A 13,079-nucleotide genomic window follows, 5' to 3' on the forward strand; every position below is an offset into this window, starting at 1 on the left:
CGGCCATCTCCCCCTCAAGGGGGGAGATTGGACGTCATCCGGGATTTCGCCAATTATCGACGTTGGAAGACGGGTGCTGTCGGAAAAGCTGCCAATCTCCCCCCTTGAGGGGGAGATGCCCGGCAGGGCAGAGGGGGGCGGTCCTTGATACCGACCTCTGGCTCGTACCATCTCACCAACGTCCGCCTTCACCGGTCGCTGACATCAGGTCTTGCCCCCACTTACGACACCGACGGTTTCGCGCTGGCCGACATCGCCGTCGCCGACGGTAAGCTCTCCAGCATCGCCGCGCACAAGAAATCAAAAGCGCCAGCCACCGCCATCGACCTTGCCGGCCGCATCATCCTGCCGTGCTTCGTCGACTGCCACACCCATATCGACAAGGGCCAGATCTGGCCGCGCAAACCCAATCCCGACGGCAGTTTCATGGGCGCGCTCAATGCCACCGGCGCCGACCGTGCAGCGCGCTGGAGCGCCGAGGACGTGGCGCGGCGCATGGATTTCTCTTTGCGCTCGGCCTTCGCGCACGGCACCAAGGCGCTGCGCACGCATCTCGACAGCGTGCCGCCGCAGGAGGAGATCTCCTGGCCGGTGTTCGAGGCGATGCGGGAGAAATGGCGCGGTCGCATCGAACTGCAGGCGGCCTGCCTGCTCGGCATCGAAGGCGTGCGCGACAGCAAGTGGTTCGAGAAATTGGCCAAGCGCGTGGCTGCGGCCAAGGGCGTCCTCGGCGTCGTCACCTATATGGTGCCGGATCTCGAAGAGCTTCTCGACAAGGTGTTCGCCGAGGCGAACAAACACGGGCTCGATCTCGATTTCCACGCCGACGAGACCGACGACATCGCGGCGATCTCGCTGAAGAAGATTGCCGAGGCTGCACTCTGGAACGGTTTTGGGGGCAACATCCTGGTGGGACATTGCTGCTCGCTGGCGCGCCAGCCGGACCTCGACGTGCTCGATACGCTGGACAAGGTCGCCAAGGCGCGGCTGGCGGTGGTGTCGCTGCCAATGTGCAATCTCTATCTGCAGGACCGGCGCGCCGACCAGACCACGCCACGCTGGCGCGGCGTGACCTTGCTGCACGAGATGAAGGCGAGGGGCATTGCGGTCGCGGTCGCCTCCGACAACACCCGCGATCCTTTCTATGCCTATGGCGATCTCGACATGCTGGAGGTCTACCGCATGGCGACGCGCATCCTGCATTTCGACCATCCGGTCGGCGACTGGCCGCAGACGGTGGCGGCGACGCCGGCCAAGGTGATGCGGCTCGATGGTGTCGGGACACTGGCAGCCGGTGGCAGCGCCGATTTCATCGTCTTCAAAGGGCGGAGCTGGACGGAATTGCTGTCGCGGCCCGAATCGGATCGCATCGTCGTGCGCAACGGCCGAGCGATCGACAGGCAATTGCCCGACTATGCCGAGCTCGACGAACTGATGGTGGAATGATGTATGTTTCGGCGCTCAAACGCGATCTCGAGGGGATAAAGCTCGACGACAATCCGGCCATCGTCCAGCAGAAGAGCCGCGACTTCTACTGGTACAGCCCCGTGCTGAAGCAGCAGCTCGACCACGTCACTGGCGACCTGATCGTGACGCCCAGGAACGAGGCCGAACTGATCCGCGTGCTTGCCGCTTGCCACCGTCATGGCGTTCCGGTGACGCCGCGCGGCAGCGGCACCGGCAATTACGGTCAGGCGATGCCGCTATCGGGCGGCGTGGTTTTGAACCTTGCCGAGATGAACGAGATCAAGGCCATAGCGCCGGGCCGCGTCGTCACCGGGCCGGGCGCGATCCTCGCCGACATCGACAGAGCGACGCGCGCGCATTCCGGGCAGGAACTGCGGCTGTCGCCGTCGACCTACAACACCGCCTCGATCGGCGGCTTCATCGCCGGCGGCTCGGGCGGCGTTGGCTCGATCAATTTCGGCGGTCTGCGTGATTTCGGCAATGTGCTGCGCCTGCGCGTCGTCACTATGGAGGCGGAGCCGAAGGCGCTCGAACTCACCGGCGAGGACCTGCACAAGGTCACCCACGCCTATGGCACCAACGGCATCATCACCGAGGTCGAGATGCCGCTGACTGCAGCCTATGAATGGATCGACGTGATCGTCGGCTTCGACGCTTTCATGCCGGCAGCCCGCTACGGCAACGCGCTGGCACGCCAGGACGGCATCCTGACCAAGCTGATCACGCCGATCGCCGCGCCCGTGCCGCAGCTCTATTTCAAGCGCCACCAGAAGTTCTTCCGGGACAGGCAAAGCATCTGCGTCGTCATGGTTGCCCGGCATGGGCTAGACGCGTTCCTCGCCTTCACCCGCCGCGCCGGCGGCGAAGTCATCTTCAATGCGGCGACGGCAACGGACGAAGAGAAAAAGGGCCTGCCGCCGGGCTTCGAACTGGCGTGGAACCACACCACGCTCAGGGCACTGCGGGTCGATCCCGCGATCACCTATCTGCAATCGCTCTATCCGTTTCCCAACCAGCTGGCGCTGGTCGAGAAGATGGACGCGATGTTTCCGAACGAGGTCTTTTCGCATCTCGAATTCGTGCGCCTCGACGGCAACATCACCTGCTTCGGCCTGCCGCTGGTGAAATTCACCACCGAGGCGCGGCTCAACGAAATCATCCGGCTGCATGAGGAGAATGGCTGCCCGATCTTCAACCCGCACCGCTACACGCTGGAAGAGGGCGGCATGAAGCAGACGGATGAAATCCAGCTCGCCTTCAAGCGCGAGACCGATCCGCAAGGCCTGCTCAATCCCGGCAAGATGATCGCCTGGGAAAATCCGGATTACGACTATCGCTCGGGCCGGACTTTTTTGTTCAAGGGTTTGCAGAAAGCAGAATGAGCAGAGGTTTGAGCTTGAGCACCCCCCTCTGTCCTGCCGGCACAGGCCCTACGCTGCCGCTTCGGGCGTTCGTCGTTTGGAAAGCCAAGCAATTGGCTTCCCATCGGCTTCGCCGACCACTTCTCACCCCCCGCAAGGGGGGAGATTGGCAGCCTGAACGCCGCAGCCAATCTGACACGCTGACAATTAGTGAAAGCGATGCGGCAGTCCGATCTCCCCCCTTGAGGGGGAGATGCCCGGCAGGGCAGAGGGGGGTGCCTCGCGCCGACCTCGCAAGTATTTCCCCATGAAAGTCCTCGTCCTCTACGCACACCCGGTGGAGACCAGCTTCAATGCAGGTCTGCACCGCACGATCGTCGAGCGGCTGACGGCCGCCGGCCATGAGGTCGACGATTGCGATCTCTATGCCGAGGATTTCGACCCCAGGCTGACGCGCGGGGAGAGGCTGGATTACCATAACCAACGCAGCCCTGCGGACCCGGCCGCGCCCTATGTCGAGCGGCTGCTCAAGGCCGAGGCGCTGGTGCTGTCATATCCCGTCTGGAACTACGGCTTCCCGGCCATCCTGAAAGGCTTTTTCGACCGCGTGTTTCTGCCCGGCGTGTCGTTCAAATTGGTCGACGGCAAGGCGCAGCCTTCGCTCCACAACATCCGCAAGCTGACCGCCGTCACCACCTATGGCGGCAGCCGCTTCCGCGCCATGCTGATGGGCGATCCGCCACGCAGATTGGTCAAGCGGATGCTGCGCGCGACGATCAGGCCCGGCGCCTCGGTGTCCTACCTCGCTCATTATTCGATGAACCTGTCGACCGACGAGACGCGGGCAGCCTTCATGGCCAAGGTCGCGGCCGGGATGGATGAATTCTGATGCGCGTGCTGGTGGTCTATTGCCATCCGGTGCCCGAAAGCTTTTGCGCCGCCATCAGAGATGCCGCAGTCGATGTGCTGAAGGCACGCGGCTGGGAGGTGCGGCTGCTCGACCTCTATGCGGAGAAATTCGATCCGGTGATGGGCTGCGAAGAGCGACGCGCCTACAATGAGCGGGCGCCGGAGGATCCGGCCCTAAAACCGCATTTCGAGCATCTCGCCTGGGCTGAGGCGATCCTGTTCATCTATCCGACCTGGTGGTACGGGCTGCCGGCCATGCTGAAGGGCTGGCTCGACCGGGTCTGGGCGACCGATGTCGCCTTCAAGCTGGGCAAGGGGCGCATCACGTCGCTGATGACACATGTCACCAGGGTCGGCGTCATCACCACCTGCGGCGCGCCGACCTGGTGGAGCGTCGTCGTCGGCCAGCCCGGCCGCAAGACCTTGCTGCGCGGTATGCGCGCGCTGTGCGCCCGCCGCTGCCGGACGTTTTTCCTGGCGCACTACCTGATGGACGCCTCGACGCCAAGGACGAGGGCGGCGTTTCTGGTGAAAGTGCGGGCGAAGCTGGAGCGGTTTTGAGCTTCTTCACCTCCCCCTTGTGGGGTGGGTCGCGCAGCAAATGCCGCAAGGCGGCTTTTGCGAAGCGGGGTGGTGGGTCTCGTAGGGCGCACCCCCACCCCGTCTCGCAATCGCCGCTTCGCTCCGACTGCGAGCCGACCCTCCCCACAAGGGGAGGGTAAAAAGGTGCTACATCCTCGTCCGTTCCGCCTTGGGATCGTACATCGGCTTCAGCGATGCTTCCGCCGCAAAACGCTCGCCGGCGATCTCGATCTCGTAGGACGAGGCCAGCACATCCGCCTCGCTCTCGCCCTGGCAGGGCACATAGCCCAGTCCGATCGCGCCGCCGAGATGGTGGCCGTAATTCCCCGATGTGATCGGGCCGACGATCTTGCCGTCGCGCAGGATCGCCTCGTTGTGGAAGAGCAGGGGTTCAGGGTCTTTCAAACGGAACTGCACCAGCCGGCGCGACAGGCCGGCTTCTTTTCTCTTCAGCACCGCATCGCGGCCGATGAACTCGCCCTTGGCGGTTTTGACCGCAAAGCCGAGGCCGGCCTCCAGCACATTGTCCTCGTCGGTGATGTCGTGGCCGAAATGCCGAAACGCCTTTTCGAGGCGACAGGAATCCAGCGTGTGCAGGCCGCAAAGTTTCAGGCCGACATCGCCGCCGGCCTCGTCGATCGCCTCGAAGACATGAGCCGCCTGGTCGGTCGAGACATAAAGTTCCCAGCCGAGTTCGCCGACATAGGTGACGCGGTGGGCACGGGCGAGGCCCATGCCGATCTCGATCTCCTGGAAGGTGCCGAATGGATTGTTGTCGTTGGAGAAATCGTTGGGGCTGACTTTCTGGATCAGCTTTCGCGCATCCGGACCCATCAGGCAGAGCACGGCCTCAGCTGCCGTGACATCGGTGATGACTACGAATTCATCCCCGACATGCCGGCGCAGCCAGGCGAGGTCGCGTTGCAGCGTCGCGCCCGGCACGACGAGGAAGTAGGCGGTCTCAGATAGCCGCGACACCGTGAGGTCGCTTTCGATACCGCCGCGCTGGTTGAGCATCTGGGTGTAGACGATCTTGCCCGGCGCCACGTCCATATCGTTGGCGCACAGCCTTTGCAGGAAGGCACAGGCGTCGCGGCCTTCGACACGGATCTTGCCGAACGAGGTCATGTCGAACAGGCCGACCTTGTTGCGGACCGCCAGGTGCTCCTCGCGCTGGTTGTCGAACCAGTTCTGCCGCTTCCAGGAATAGCGGTATTCGCGCTCCTGCCCCTCTCGCGCAAACCAGTTGGCGCGCTCCCAGCCGGCGACTTCGCCGAACACGGCGCCGCGCGCCTTCAGGTGTTCGTGCAGGGGCGAGCGCCTGACATTTCTGGACGTTGCCATCTGCCGGTAGGGGAAGTGATCCGCATAGAGCAGGCCGAGTGTTTCGGAGACACGCTCCTTGAGATACCTACGGTTCTTCTGGAATGGCTGGGCGCGGCGGATGTCGACTTCCCAGAGGTCGAAGGGCGCTTCGCCGTCATTGATCCACTGCGCCAGCGCCATGCCGGCGCCGCCGGACGAGACGATGCCGATGGAATTGTAGCCGGTCGCCATCCAGTAGCCCGACAGCTCCGGCGCTTCGCCGAGATAGTAGCGGTCGTCGGGGGTAAAGCTTTCGGGGCCGTTGAAGAAGGTGTGAATGCCGGCGGTTGCCAGCATAGGCATGCGATTGACGCCCATTTCGAGGATCGGCTCGAAATGCTCCATGTCCTCCGGCAACTGGTCGAAGCAGAAATCCTCGCTTATGCCGTCCATGCCCCAGGGCTTGGCCACCGGCTCGAAGGCGCCGAGCATCATCTTGCCGGCGTCTTCCTTGTAGTAGGCGCATTCATCGGGAACGCGCAGCACCGGTAGACGACCGAGCCCGGGGATCGGCTCGGTGACGAGATAAAAATGTTCGCAGGCATGCAGCGGGATGGTGACGCCGTTCTGGGCGCCGAGCTCGCGCGCCCACATGCCGGCGCAGTTGACGACGATGTCGGCCTCGATCGTGCCCTGGTCGTCGCCTTGCGCCCACGACACACCGGTGACGCGACCGGCCTTGGTATGGACCTTGGTGACCTTCACATTCTCGACGATGGCGGCGCCACGCTGGCGGGCGCCCTTGGCCAGCGCCATGGCGATGTTGGCCGGATCGCACTGGCCGTCGAGCGGCAGATGCACGGCGCCGACCACATCGGACACGTTGAGATGCGGGTACATCTCCTTGACTTCACCAGGCGAAATCTCGCGCACATCGACATCGAAGGCGCGGGCGAGCGAGGCCTGCCGATAAATCTCGTGCTTGCGCTCCTCAGTCAGCGCCACGGTGATCGAGCCGACCTGGCGCATGCCGGTGCCGACTTCCGTTTCGGCTTCCAGCTTGACGTAGAGGTCGGCCGAATATTTGGCCAGCCGCGTCATGTTCTGCGAGCCGCGCAGCTGGCCGATCAGGCCGGCGGCGTGCCAGGTCGTACCCGAGGTCAGCTGCTTGCGTTCGAGCAGCACGATGTCGGTCCAGCCGAGCTTGGCCAGGTGGTAGGCGACCGAACAGCCGGAGACACCGCCGCCGATAATAACCGCGCGGGCCTTGGTGGGAATGCTTCTGGTCATGCGGCCTCGCGGCGATAGCCGGATGCGAAGCGGCGCAGGCGTTTTGCGGCTTCCTGAAGCACCGGCTCCGGTTGGCAGAGGCTGATGCGGATGTGGCCGGCAGCGGCCTTGCCGAAGCTGGAACCCGGCATGACGCCGACACTCTCCTGGTCGAGAAAGGCCCAGGCGAATTTCTCGTCGTCGGGCTCGACTGCGGAGATGTCGAGCATGACATACATGCCGCCCTCGGAGCCGTGCACGCTGATATTGTTCATGCCGCGCACGGCGTCGAGCAGGACGGTGCGGCGCGCCGCATAGCGTTCGGCGATCTCCCTGACGCCAAAGCGGTTCTCCAGCGCCTCGGCGCAGGCGATAGAGATGAAGGCCGGCAGGCCGTAGGTCGTCACCAGATTGAGATTGGTCAACAGCGTGATCATCTGCGCTGGGCCGGTCAGCCAGCCCATGCGCCAGCCGGTCATGCCATGGCTCTTGGACATCGAATTGATGACCAGCGTGCGCTCCGCCATGCCGGGCAGGCCGCGCGGCGAGATGTGCTCGCCGCCGCCGAGCGTCCAGTAGACCTCGTCCGACAGCAGCCAGAGATCGTGCTCGCGGCAGATCTCGGCCAGCTCTTCCAGACGCTCACGCGAATAGACGGCGCCGGTCGGGTTGTTCGGCGTGTTGATCAAAATGGCGCGCGTGTTGGGCTTGAGCGCCGCGCGGATCATCTCGGCGTGCGGCTGGAAACCGTCTCCGGCCGGCGTCTCGACGACGGTGAAGCTGGCGCCGGCGGCGCTGAAGGTGTTGGGATAAGTCGCGTAGTAGGGCGCCACCACGATAGCGTGGTCGCCCTGGTCGAGAACGGCCTGCACCGCCGCGTAAAGGGCGGCCTGACCGCCCGGCGTGGCGATCACCTGGTCGGGGCTCGTCTCGACCCCGGTGCAGGCGGTCGAGGCCGCCGCCATCGCCCTGCGCAGGCGCGGAACGCCGGGAAGCGGGGTGTAGTGGTGGTTGCTGCCGCGAACCGCCGTCACGCAGGCTTCGATGGTCTGGCTCGGCGTATCGAAATCATGGTCGCCGACCGACAGCATGATGATGTCCTGGCCCGCCTCCTTGCGGGCCCATGCCTCGGTGTGGACCTCCCAGCCATCCTTGCCCGAAGGCACGATGCCGGAAATGCGCGATGATGGTCTGGGCATCAGGATACTCCCGAGATTTCGTGGCCGGCCTGTTCGAGCCGGTCGCGCAAGGCGGCGGTGTGGGCAGGGCCGACTTCGCAGCAGCCGCCGACGATGGTGGCGCCAGCGGCGACCCAGCCGAGCGCCTGGTGGGCATAGGCATCCGGATCAAGGTCGTGGCGTGCGTGCAGCACTTCCACCGTTCCACCATGCTTGAGCGCTTCGACAGAGGTGAAGCCATTGGCATAGGCGCCGACCGGGCCGCCGAGAGCAATCAATTCGGGCAGTGCCGCGGCGATAGCTTCTGGCCGGCAGCAATTCACCAGGCGCGCTGCAACCGTCAGGCCGTCGAGGGCGTCCGCCGCTGCCGCTATTGTTTCGCCGCTGCGCAGCCGCGGCGCGCCGTGATCGGCGAGCGTCCAAGACACCCAGACAGGTTTGCCGCTTTCCGACGCAGCGGTAACGGCCGCACGGCCTTCCTCGGCTGAGGCCATGGTCTCGCACAGGAACAGGTCGACGCCATCGGCCTGCTCGGCGACGATGCGGCGATAGATTTCCAGCGTCTCCTCGAACGATATGGTCAGCGCCGGCGCATAGCTGCCGAACAGCGGTGACAGGCAGCCGGCGATCGCTGCATCGCCTGCCTCCTCGCGTGCCTGTCTTGCCAATTCGATGCCGCGCTTCTGCAAGGGCCTGAAGAGGTCTTCTGCTCCTTCCCGCGCGAGCCGCTCCGGCGTCGCCGAATAGGTGTTGATGGTGATGACGCGAGCGCCGGCCCGGATGAATTCGGCATGCAGGCCACGCACCAGATCCGGCTCGTCGATCAGCACCCTGGCCGACCAGAGCGGCGTCGGCTCGGAGCTGCTGCGGCGGACCAGTTCCTGGCCCATGCCGCCATCGGTGAGAATGACTTTCTTCATGCTCTCAATCTTTCGTTTTTCGGATCCCACAGCGGCTCGTCTTTCTGCACGACCGCCTTGAAACGATCGCCAAAAATTTCAATCTCGATCGCGGTATTGGGTTCAGCCAGGTCGGCGCGCAGCATGCCGAGCGCGATCGATTTGTCGATGCGATGCCCCCAGCCGCCGGACGTCGTCTCGCCGACGATCTTGCCGTCATGCCAGAGCGTCGACACCGACGGCGCGTCGCAATCGCCGGGGTTTTCGACCACCAGCGTGACGAAGCGCTTCTTTACGCCTTGCTGCTTTTCGTTCTGCAGGGCTGCCTTGCCGCGGAAGTCGGGCTTGTCCCATTTTACGAAGCGCTCGAGCCCGCCCTGCAGGACCGTATAGTCGGTCGACAGGTCGCCCTTCCAGGTCCGGTAGCCCTTTTCGAGGCGCAGCGAATCCAGCGCATACATGCCGAACGGTTTCAGACCGTGTTTTTGTCCCGCCGTCCAGACGGCGTCGAAGATGGCGGCGGTGTCTCCCACCTTGGTGTGGATTTCCCAGCCGAGTTCGCCGGCGAAGGATACCCGCACCAGCTTCGCCCAGCGGCCGGCGATGGTGGTTTCCTGATGCGTCAGCCAGGGCAGCGAGAGATCCGCGCCACAGACCTCGGCCAGGATCTTGCGCGAATTGGGGCCGGCGAGGATTTGCGTCGAATAGTCTTCGGTCCTGTCGGTGAGGGTGAAAGCTGCGTCCTTCGGCAGGCGCGACTTCAGCCATTCGAAATCGTGCCACTGCGCTACCGCCGCGGTGATCAGCGTCATCTGCTCTTCGCCATGGCGCACCACCGACATCTCGGTGACGATGCGGCCCTTGTCGTCGGCGAAATAGGCGAGGCCGATGCGGCCGGGCTTGGGCACCAGGCCGGTGACCTGCAGCGCCAGCCATTCGGCTGCGCCAGGACCTTCGAGGTTGAAGCGCGAGAAGCCGGGCAGGTCCAGAATGCCGGCGGCGTCGCGCACCGCCAGGCATTCTTCGCGCACGCGGTGCTGCCACGGCCCGTCGCGGCGGAAGGTGAGTGTTGCTTCTTCCGACGTGTCGTCACCGCGTTGCGCATACCAGGTGGCACGCTCCCAGCCATTATAGGCGTCGAACTGGGCGCCGAGCGCCTTGATGCGATCGTGGATCGGCGACAGCTTGCGGTCGCGCCCGGCCGGCCAGGCATGGCGCGGGAACTGGATGGCGTATTCGTTGCCGTAGATCTCCATGCCCTTGGCGACGCTATAGTCGGGGGCGGCCGCAAAGCTGGTGAAACGGCGCGGATCGCAAGACCACATGTCCCATTCGGTCTGGCCCTGCGTCACCCATTCGGCCAGCACCTTGCCGGCGCCGCCGCCCTGGGCGATGCCGAAGGTGAAGACACAGGCCTCGAACGCGTTGGGAACGCCGGGCATCGGACCGATCAGCGGATTGCCGTCCGGCGCGTAAGGGATCGGCCCGTTGATCACCTTGGACAGGCCGGCAGTGCCGAGAATCGGCACGCGGGCTACGGCATCGGCAAGGTAGTGCTCGAGACGGTCGAGATCGTCGGGGAAGAGCTGGAAGGAAAAGTCCTCCGGCATCGGGTCGTTGTGGGTTGCCCAATGCGCGCGGCAATTGCGCTCATAGGGACCGAGATTCATGCCGTTCTTTTCCTGGCGCAGATAGTAGGAGGTGTCGACGTCGCGCAGCAGCGGCAGCTTCTTGCCCTGCTCCTTCGACCAGGCCACCAGTTCGGGGATTTCCTCGAACAAAATGTACTGATGGCTCATCACCATCATCGGGACGTCGCGGCCGAACATTTTGCCGACTTCCGCGGCTCGGTAGCCGGCGGCGTTGACGACGATCTCGCAACGGATCTCGCCTTGCGGCGTCTCGACAACCCATTCGTCGTTCTCGCGGCGCACACCTGACACCGGACAGAAGCGGACGATCCTGGCGCCTATGTCGCGCGCACCCTTGGCCAGTGCCTGCGTCAGCTGCGCGGGGTCGATGTCGCCGTCGTTTGGATCGTAGAGCGCACCTTTGAGGCCATGCGTCTCGATGAAGGGATAGCGGCGCTTGATCTCATCAGGGCCGACAATGGCGATGTCCATGCCCTGGTAGCGGCCCATGCCCTTGGCGCGCTGGAACTCCTGCATGCGCTCCTTGGTGTGGGCGAGGCGGAGCGAGCCGGTAACGTGGTAGTTCATGGGATAGTCGACCGCGTCGGCGAGACCGCGATAAAGCTCGGTCGAATAGCGCTGCATGTTCATCAGCGACCAGGACGACGAGAAGGTCGGCACGTTGCCGGCGGCATGCCAGGTTGAGCCCGATGTCAGCTCGTTCTTTTCAAGCAGCACGCAATCGGTCCAGCCCGCCTTGCAAAGGTGGTAGAGCGAGGAGGTGCCGACGACACCGCCTCCGATGATCACCACGCGTGCCGTGGTCGGCAAACCGGCCATATTCTTCTCCCAAACCTGAAGCGCGCTGCGCTTCTATTTTTTGCTTGATGCATGTCGTTGTCCCAAAACCGCTGCACACTTTTGGGCGACATGCATTCAATAAACAGGCGGCGAAACCACCCAGATGACCACGGCCGGCTCGCTGCCGGGATTGCGCCAGCGGTACGGCTTGCGCTCGAAGCGGAAGGAATCGCCTTCGACAAGACGGTGCCAGACGCCGGCGATCTCGATCTCGAAAATGCCAGAGGCGATGTAGCCGGCTTCCTCGGTCGGCCGCAGCTGCTCGCTCTTCATCTCGGCGCCCGGCGCGAAGATCGAACGCACCATCTCGAAACTACCGCCGAGATCGGGCGACAGAAGCTCCTCCACCAGGCCGGATTCGCTTGTGCCAAGCGTGCGCCGGCTGCCGGCGCGCACTACAACGCCGCGCTCCTTTTCGATCGGCACGTCGTGGCTGAAGAACAGGCTGAGTGGCACGCCGAACAGGTCTGCGAAGGCCCTGAGGTCGCCAAGCGAAGGGATAGACAGGCCGCGCTCGACCTGGCTGACCCAGCCGACGGAGCGACCAAGCTTCAGCGCGATCTCAGCCAGCGTCAGCCCGCGCGCCTTGCGCAGCGCACGGATGTCACTCGCCAGCAGGCGCTCGTCAGGTCCCTGCAATGTTTTGGGGATAGCTGGGGCCAAAACGCTCACTTGATGAAAAACTGGAAATGAATTTCATGAGAGCTCATGTCCGTGAAAAAATCAAGCGAATTTTCATGGACACACAAGATTTGCTTGCGCGATTTTGGCGGTTCATGCAAAGGCTCTGGCACGAGCGGCGGGTGTGGGAATGCGGGTCGGCGACCAAGGATTGAAATCTGCGCAAGGTCTTCTCCGATAGCCGGTTCGGCTTTCGAAGTGTGCGCAAAGGGACGGCCCATGCTGGAAAAAAACGGCCTGGCAGCGCATAACGCGGCTGTTGTCGACGAGGCGATCATCTCGCGCCGTTCGGTGCGCGCCTTCCTGCCCGACATGGTCGATGACGAGACGATCCGAGCCATTCTTGGCGTCGCCGCGCGCGCGCCTTCGGGCACCAATATGCAGCCCTGGCGGGTCTATGTCGTCAAGGGCGAGGTCAAGCAGCAGATCACCGATGCCATCCTGAATTCCGGTATCCGCGCCGAAAAGGCCGATTGGGACGAGTATCGCTATTACCCCACCCAGTTCTTCGAGCCGTATCTCACCCGCCGCCGCGCCAACGGTTTCGGGCTCTATGGGGCACTCGGCATCGGCCGCCGCGAGGTCGACAAGATGCGCGCCCAGCACGACCGCAACTTCGTCTTCTTCGACGCGCCGGTCGGCATGATCTTCACCATCGACCGGCGGCTGAACCAGGGCTCGTGGATCGACTACGGAATGTTCCTGCAGAACATCATGGTGGCGGCGCGAGGCAGGGGCCTGCACACCTGCCCGCAGGCCGCCTTCGCGCCCTATCACCGGCAGATCCGGCCGGTGCTCAACATCCCCGACGAGGAGATCGTCGTCTGCGGCATGGCGCTCGGCCTCGAGGATACGTCGAAACCCGAAAACGACTTCCGCACCGACCGCGTGCCGCTGGAAGAGTGGGTGACGTTCAGCGAATAGGGCTCGGCTACC

The 13,079-nt window shown here is 64.1% G+C and carries 10 protein-coding genes; 5 read left to right on the top strand and 5 right to left on the bottom strand.

What is annotated here, in order from left to right; translation table 11 throughout:
• Window positions 1-144: 144 nt before the first annotated feature.
• From ACYG9R_RS22835 to ACYG9R_RS22850, 4 genes are all read left to right on the top strand, one after another.
• Complete coding sequence (locus ACYG9R_RS22835) at window positions 145-1,446, top strand: cytosine deaminase (RefSeq protein WP_023823090.1); 1,302 nt, start codon at window positions 145-147, stop codon at window positions 1,444-1,446.
• The gene (locus tag ACYG9R_RS22840) at window positions 1,446-2,849 is read left to right on the top strand and encodes an FAD-binding oxidoreductase (protein WP_031199061.1); all 1,404 of its coding nucleotides are present in this window, start codon (window positions 1,446-1,448) and stop codon (window positions 2,847-2,849) included. The genes ACYG9R_RS22835 and ACYG9R_RS22840 overlap by 1 nt, the downstream gene beginning before the upstream one ends.
• A 286-nt stretch (window positions 2,850-3,135) precedes the next feature.
• Window positions 3,136-3,717, top strand: a complete 582-nt coding sequence (locus tag ACYG9R_RS22845) for an NAD(P)H-dependent oxidoreductase (protein ID WP_023700354.1) — start codon at window positions 3,136-3,138, stop codon at window positions 3,715-3,717.
• The gene (locus ACYG9R_RS22850; RefSeq protein WP_023690990.1) at window positions 3,717-4,298 is read left to right on the top strand and encodes an NAD(P)H-dependent oxidoreductase; all 582 of its coding nucleotides are present in this window, start codon (window positions 3,717-3,719) and stop codon (window positions 4,296-4,298) included. Before ACYG9R_RS22845 ends, ACYG9R_RS22850 begins: the two co-directional genes overlap by 1 nt.
• A 168-nt stretch (window positions 4,299-4,466) precedes the next feature.
• On the opposite strand, the gene ACYG9R_RS22855 is transcribed toward ACYG9R_RS22850, so the two are convergent.
• The 5 genes from ACYG9R_RS22855 to ACYG9R_RS22875 all read right to left on the bottom strand — a co-directional run bounded on the left by ACYG9R_RS22855 (window position 4,467) and on the right by ACYG9R_RS22875 (window position 12,080).
• A complete protein-coding gene (locus ACYG9R_RS22855) occupies window positions 4,467-6,914 on the bottom strand; it encodes a GcvT family protein (protein ID WP_023744689.1) in 2,448 nt (815 codons plus the stop codon).
• Window positions 6,911-8,092, bottom strand: coding sequence for a pyridoxal phosphate-dependent aminotransferase (locus ACYG9R_RS22860; protein ID WP_023670766.1), 1,182 nt, complete (start codon window positions 8,090-8,092; stop codon window positions 6,911-6,913). Before ACYG9R_RS22860 ends, ACYG9R_RS22855 begins: the two co-directional genes overlap by 4 nt.
• Window positions 8,092-8,991, bottom strand: coding sequence for a homocysteine S-methyltransferase family protein (locus ACYG9R_RS22865; protein ID WP_023823088.1), 900 nt, complete (start codon window positions 8,989-8,991; stop codon window positions 8,092-8,094). The genes ACYG9R_RS22860 and ACYG9R_RS22865 overlap by 1 nt, the downstream gene beginning before the upstream one ends.
• Window positions 8,988-11,441, bottom strand: a complete 2,454-nt coding sequence (locus ACYG9R_RS22870) for a GcvT family protein (RefSeq protein ID WP_023823087.1) — start codon at window positions 11,439-11,441, stop codon at window positions 8,988-8,990. Before ACYG9R_RS22870 ends, ACYG9R_RS22865 begins: the two co-directional genes overlap by 4 nt.
• A 96-nt stretch (window positions 11,442-11,537) precedes the next feature.
• Window positions 11,538-12,080: a helix-turn-helix domain-containing protein gene (locus ACYG9R_RS22875; protein WP_023815506.1), complete on the bottom strand. Its 543-nt coding sequence runs from the start codon at window positions 12,078-12,080 to the stop codon at window positions 11,538-11,540.
• 282 nt (window positions 12,081-12,362) lie between these two features.
• Here ACYG9R_RS22875 and ACYG9R_RS22880 point away from each other — a divergent pair, with 282 nt between their 5' ends.
• Complete coding sequence (locus tag ACYG9R_RS22880) at window positions 12,363-13,067, top strand: nitroreductase (protein ID WP_023700347.1); 705 nt, start codon at window positions 12,363-12,365, stop codon at window positions 13,065-13,067.
• Window positions 13,068-13,079 lie beyond the last annotated feature (12 nt).

It is taken from the genome of Mesorhizobium sp. RSR565B (genome assembly GCF_054719465.1).

Coding starts and splice junctions, on each gene's coding strand:
- ACYG9R_RS22840 (WP_031199061.1), top strand. CDS start 1,446: ATGTATGTTTCGGCGCTCAAACGCGATCTCGAGGGGATAAAGCTCGAC.
- ACYG9R_RS22845 (WP_023700354.1), top strand. CDS start 3,136: ATGAAAGTCCTCGTCCTCTACGCACACCCGGTGGAGACCAGCTTCAAT.
- ACYG9R_RS22850 (WP_023690990.1), top strand. CDS start 3,717: ATGCGCGTGCTGGTGGTCTATTGCCATCCGGTGCCCGAAAGCTTTTGC.
- ACYG9R_RS22855 (WP_023744689.1), bottom strand. CDS start 6,914: ATGACCAGAAGCATTCCCACCAAGGCCCGCGCGGTTATTATCGGCGGC.
- ACYG9R_RS22860 (WP_023670766.1), bottom strand. CDS start 8,092: ATGCCCAGACCATCATCGCGCATTTCCGGCATCGTGCCTTCGGGCAAG.
- ACYG9R_RS22865 (WP_023823088.1), bottom strand. CDS start 8,991: ATGAAGAAAGTCATTCTCACCGATGGCGGCATGGGCCAGGAACTGGTC.
- ACYG9R_RS22870 (WP_023823087.1), bottom strand. CDS start 11,441: ATGGCCGGTTTGCCGACCACGGCACGCGTGGTGATCATCGGAGGCGGT.
- ACYG9R_RS22880 (WP_023700347.1), top strand. CDS start 12,363: ATGCTGGAAAAAAACGGCCTGGCAGCGCATAACGCGGCTGTTGTCGAC.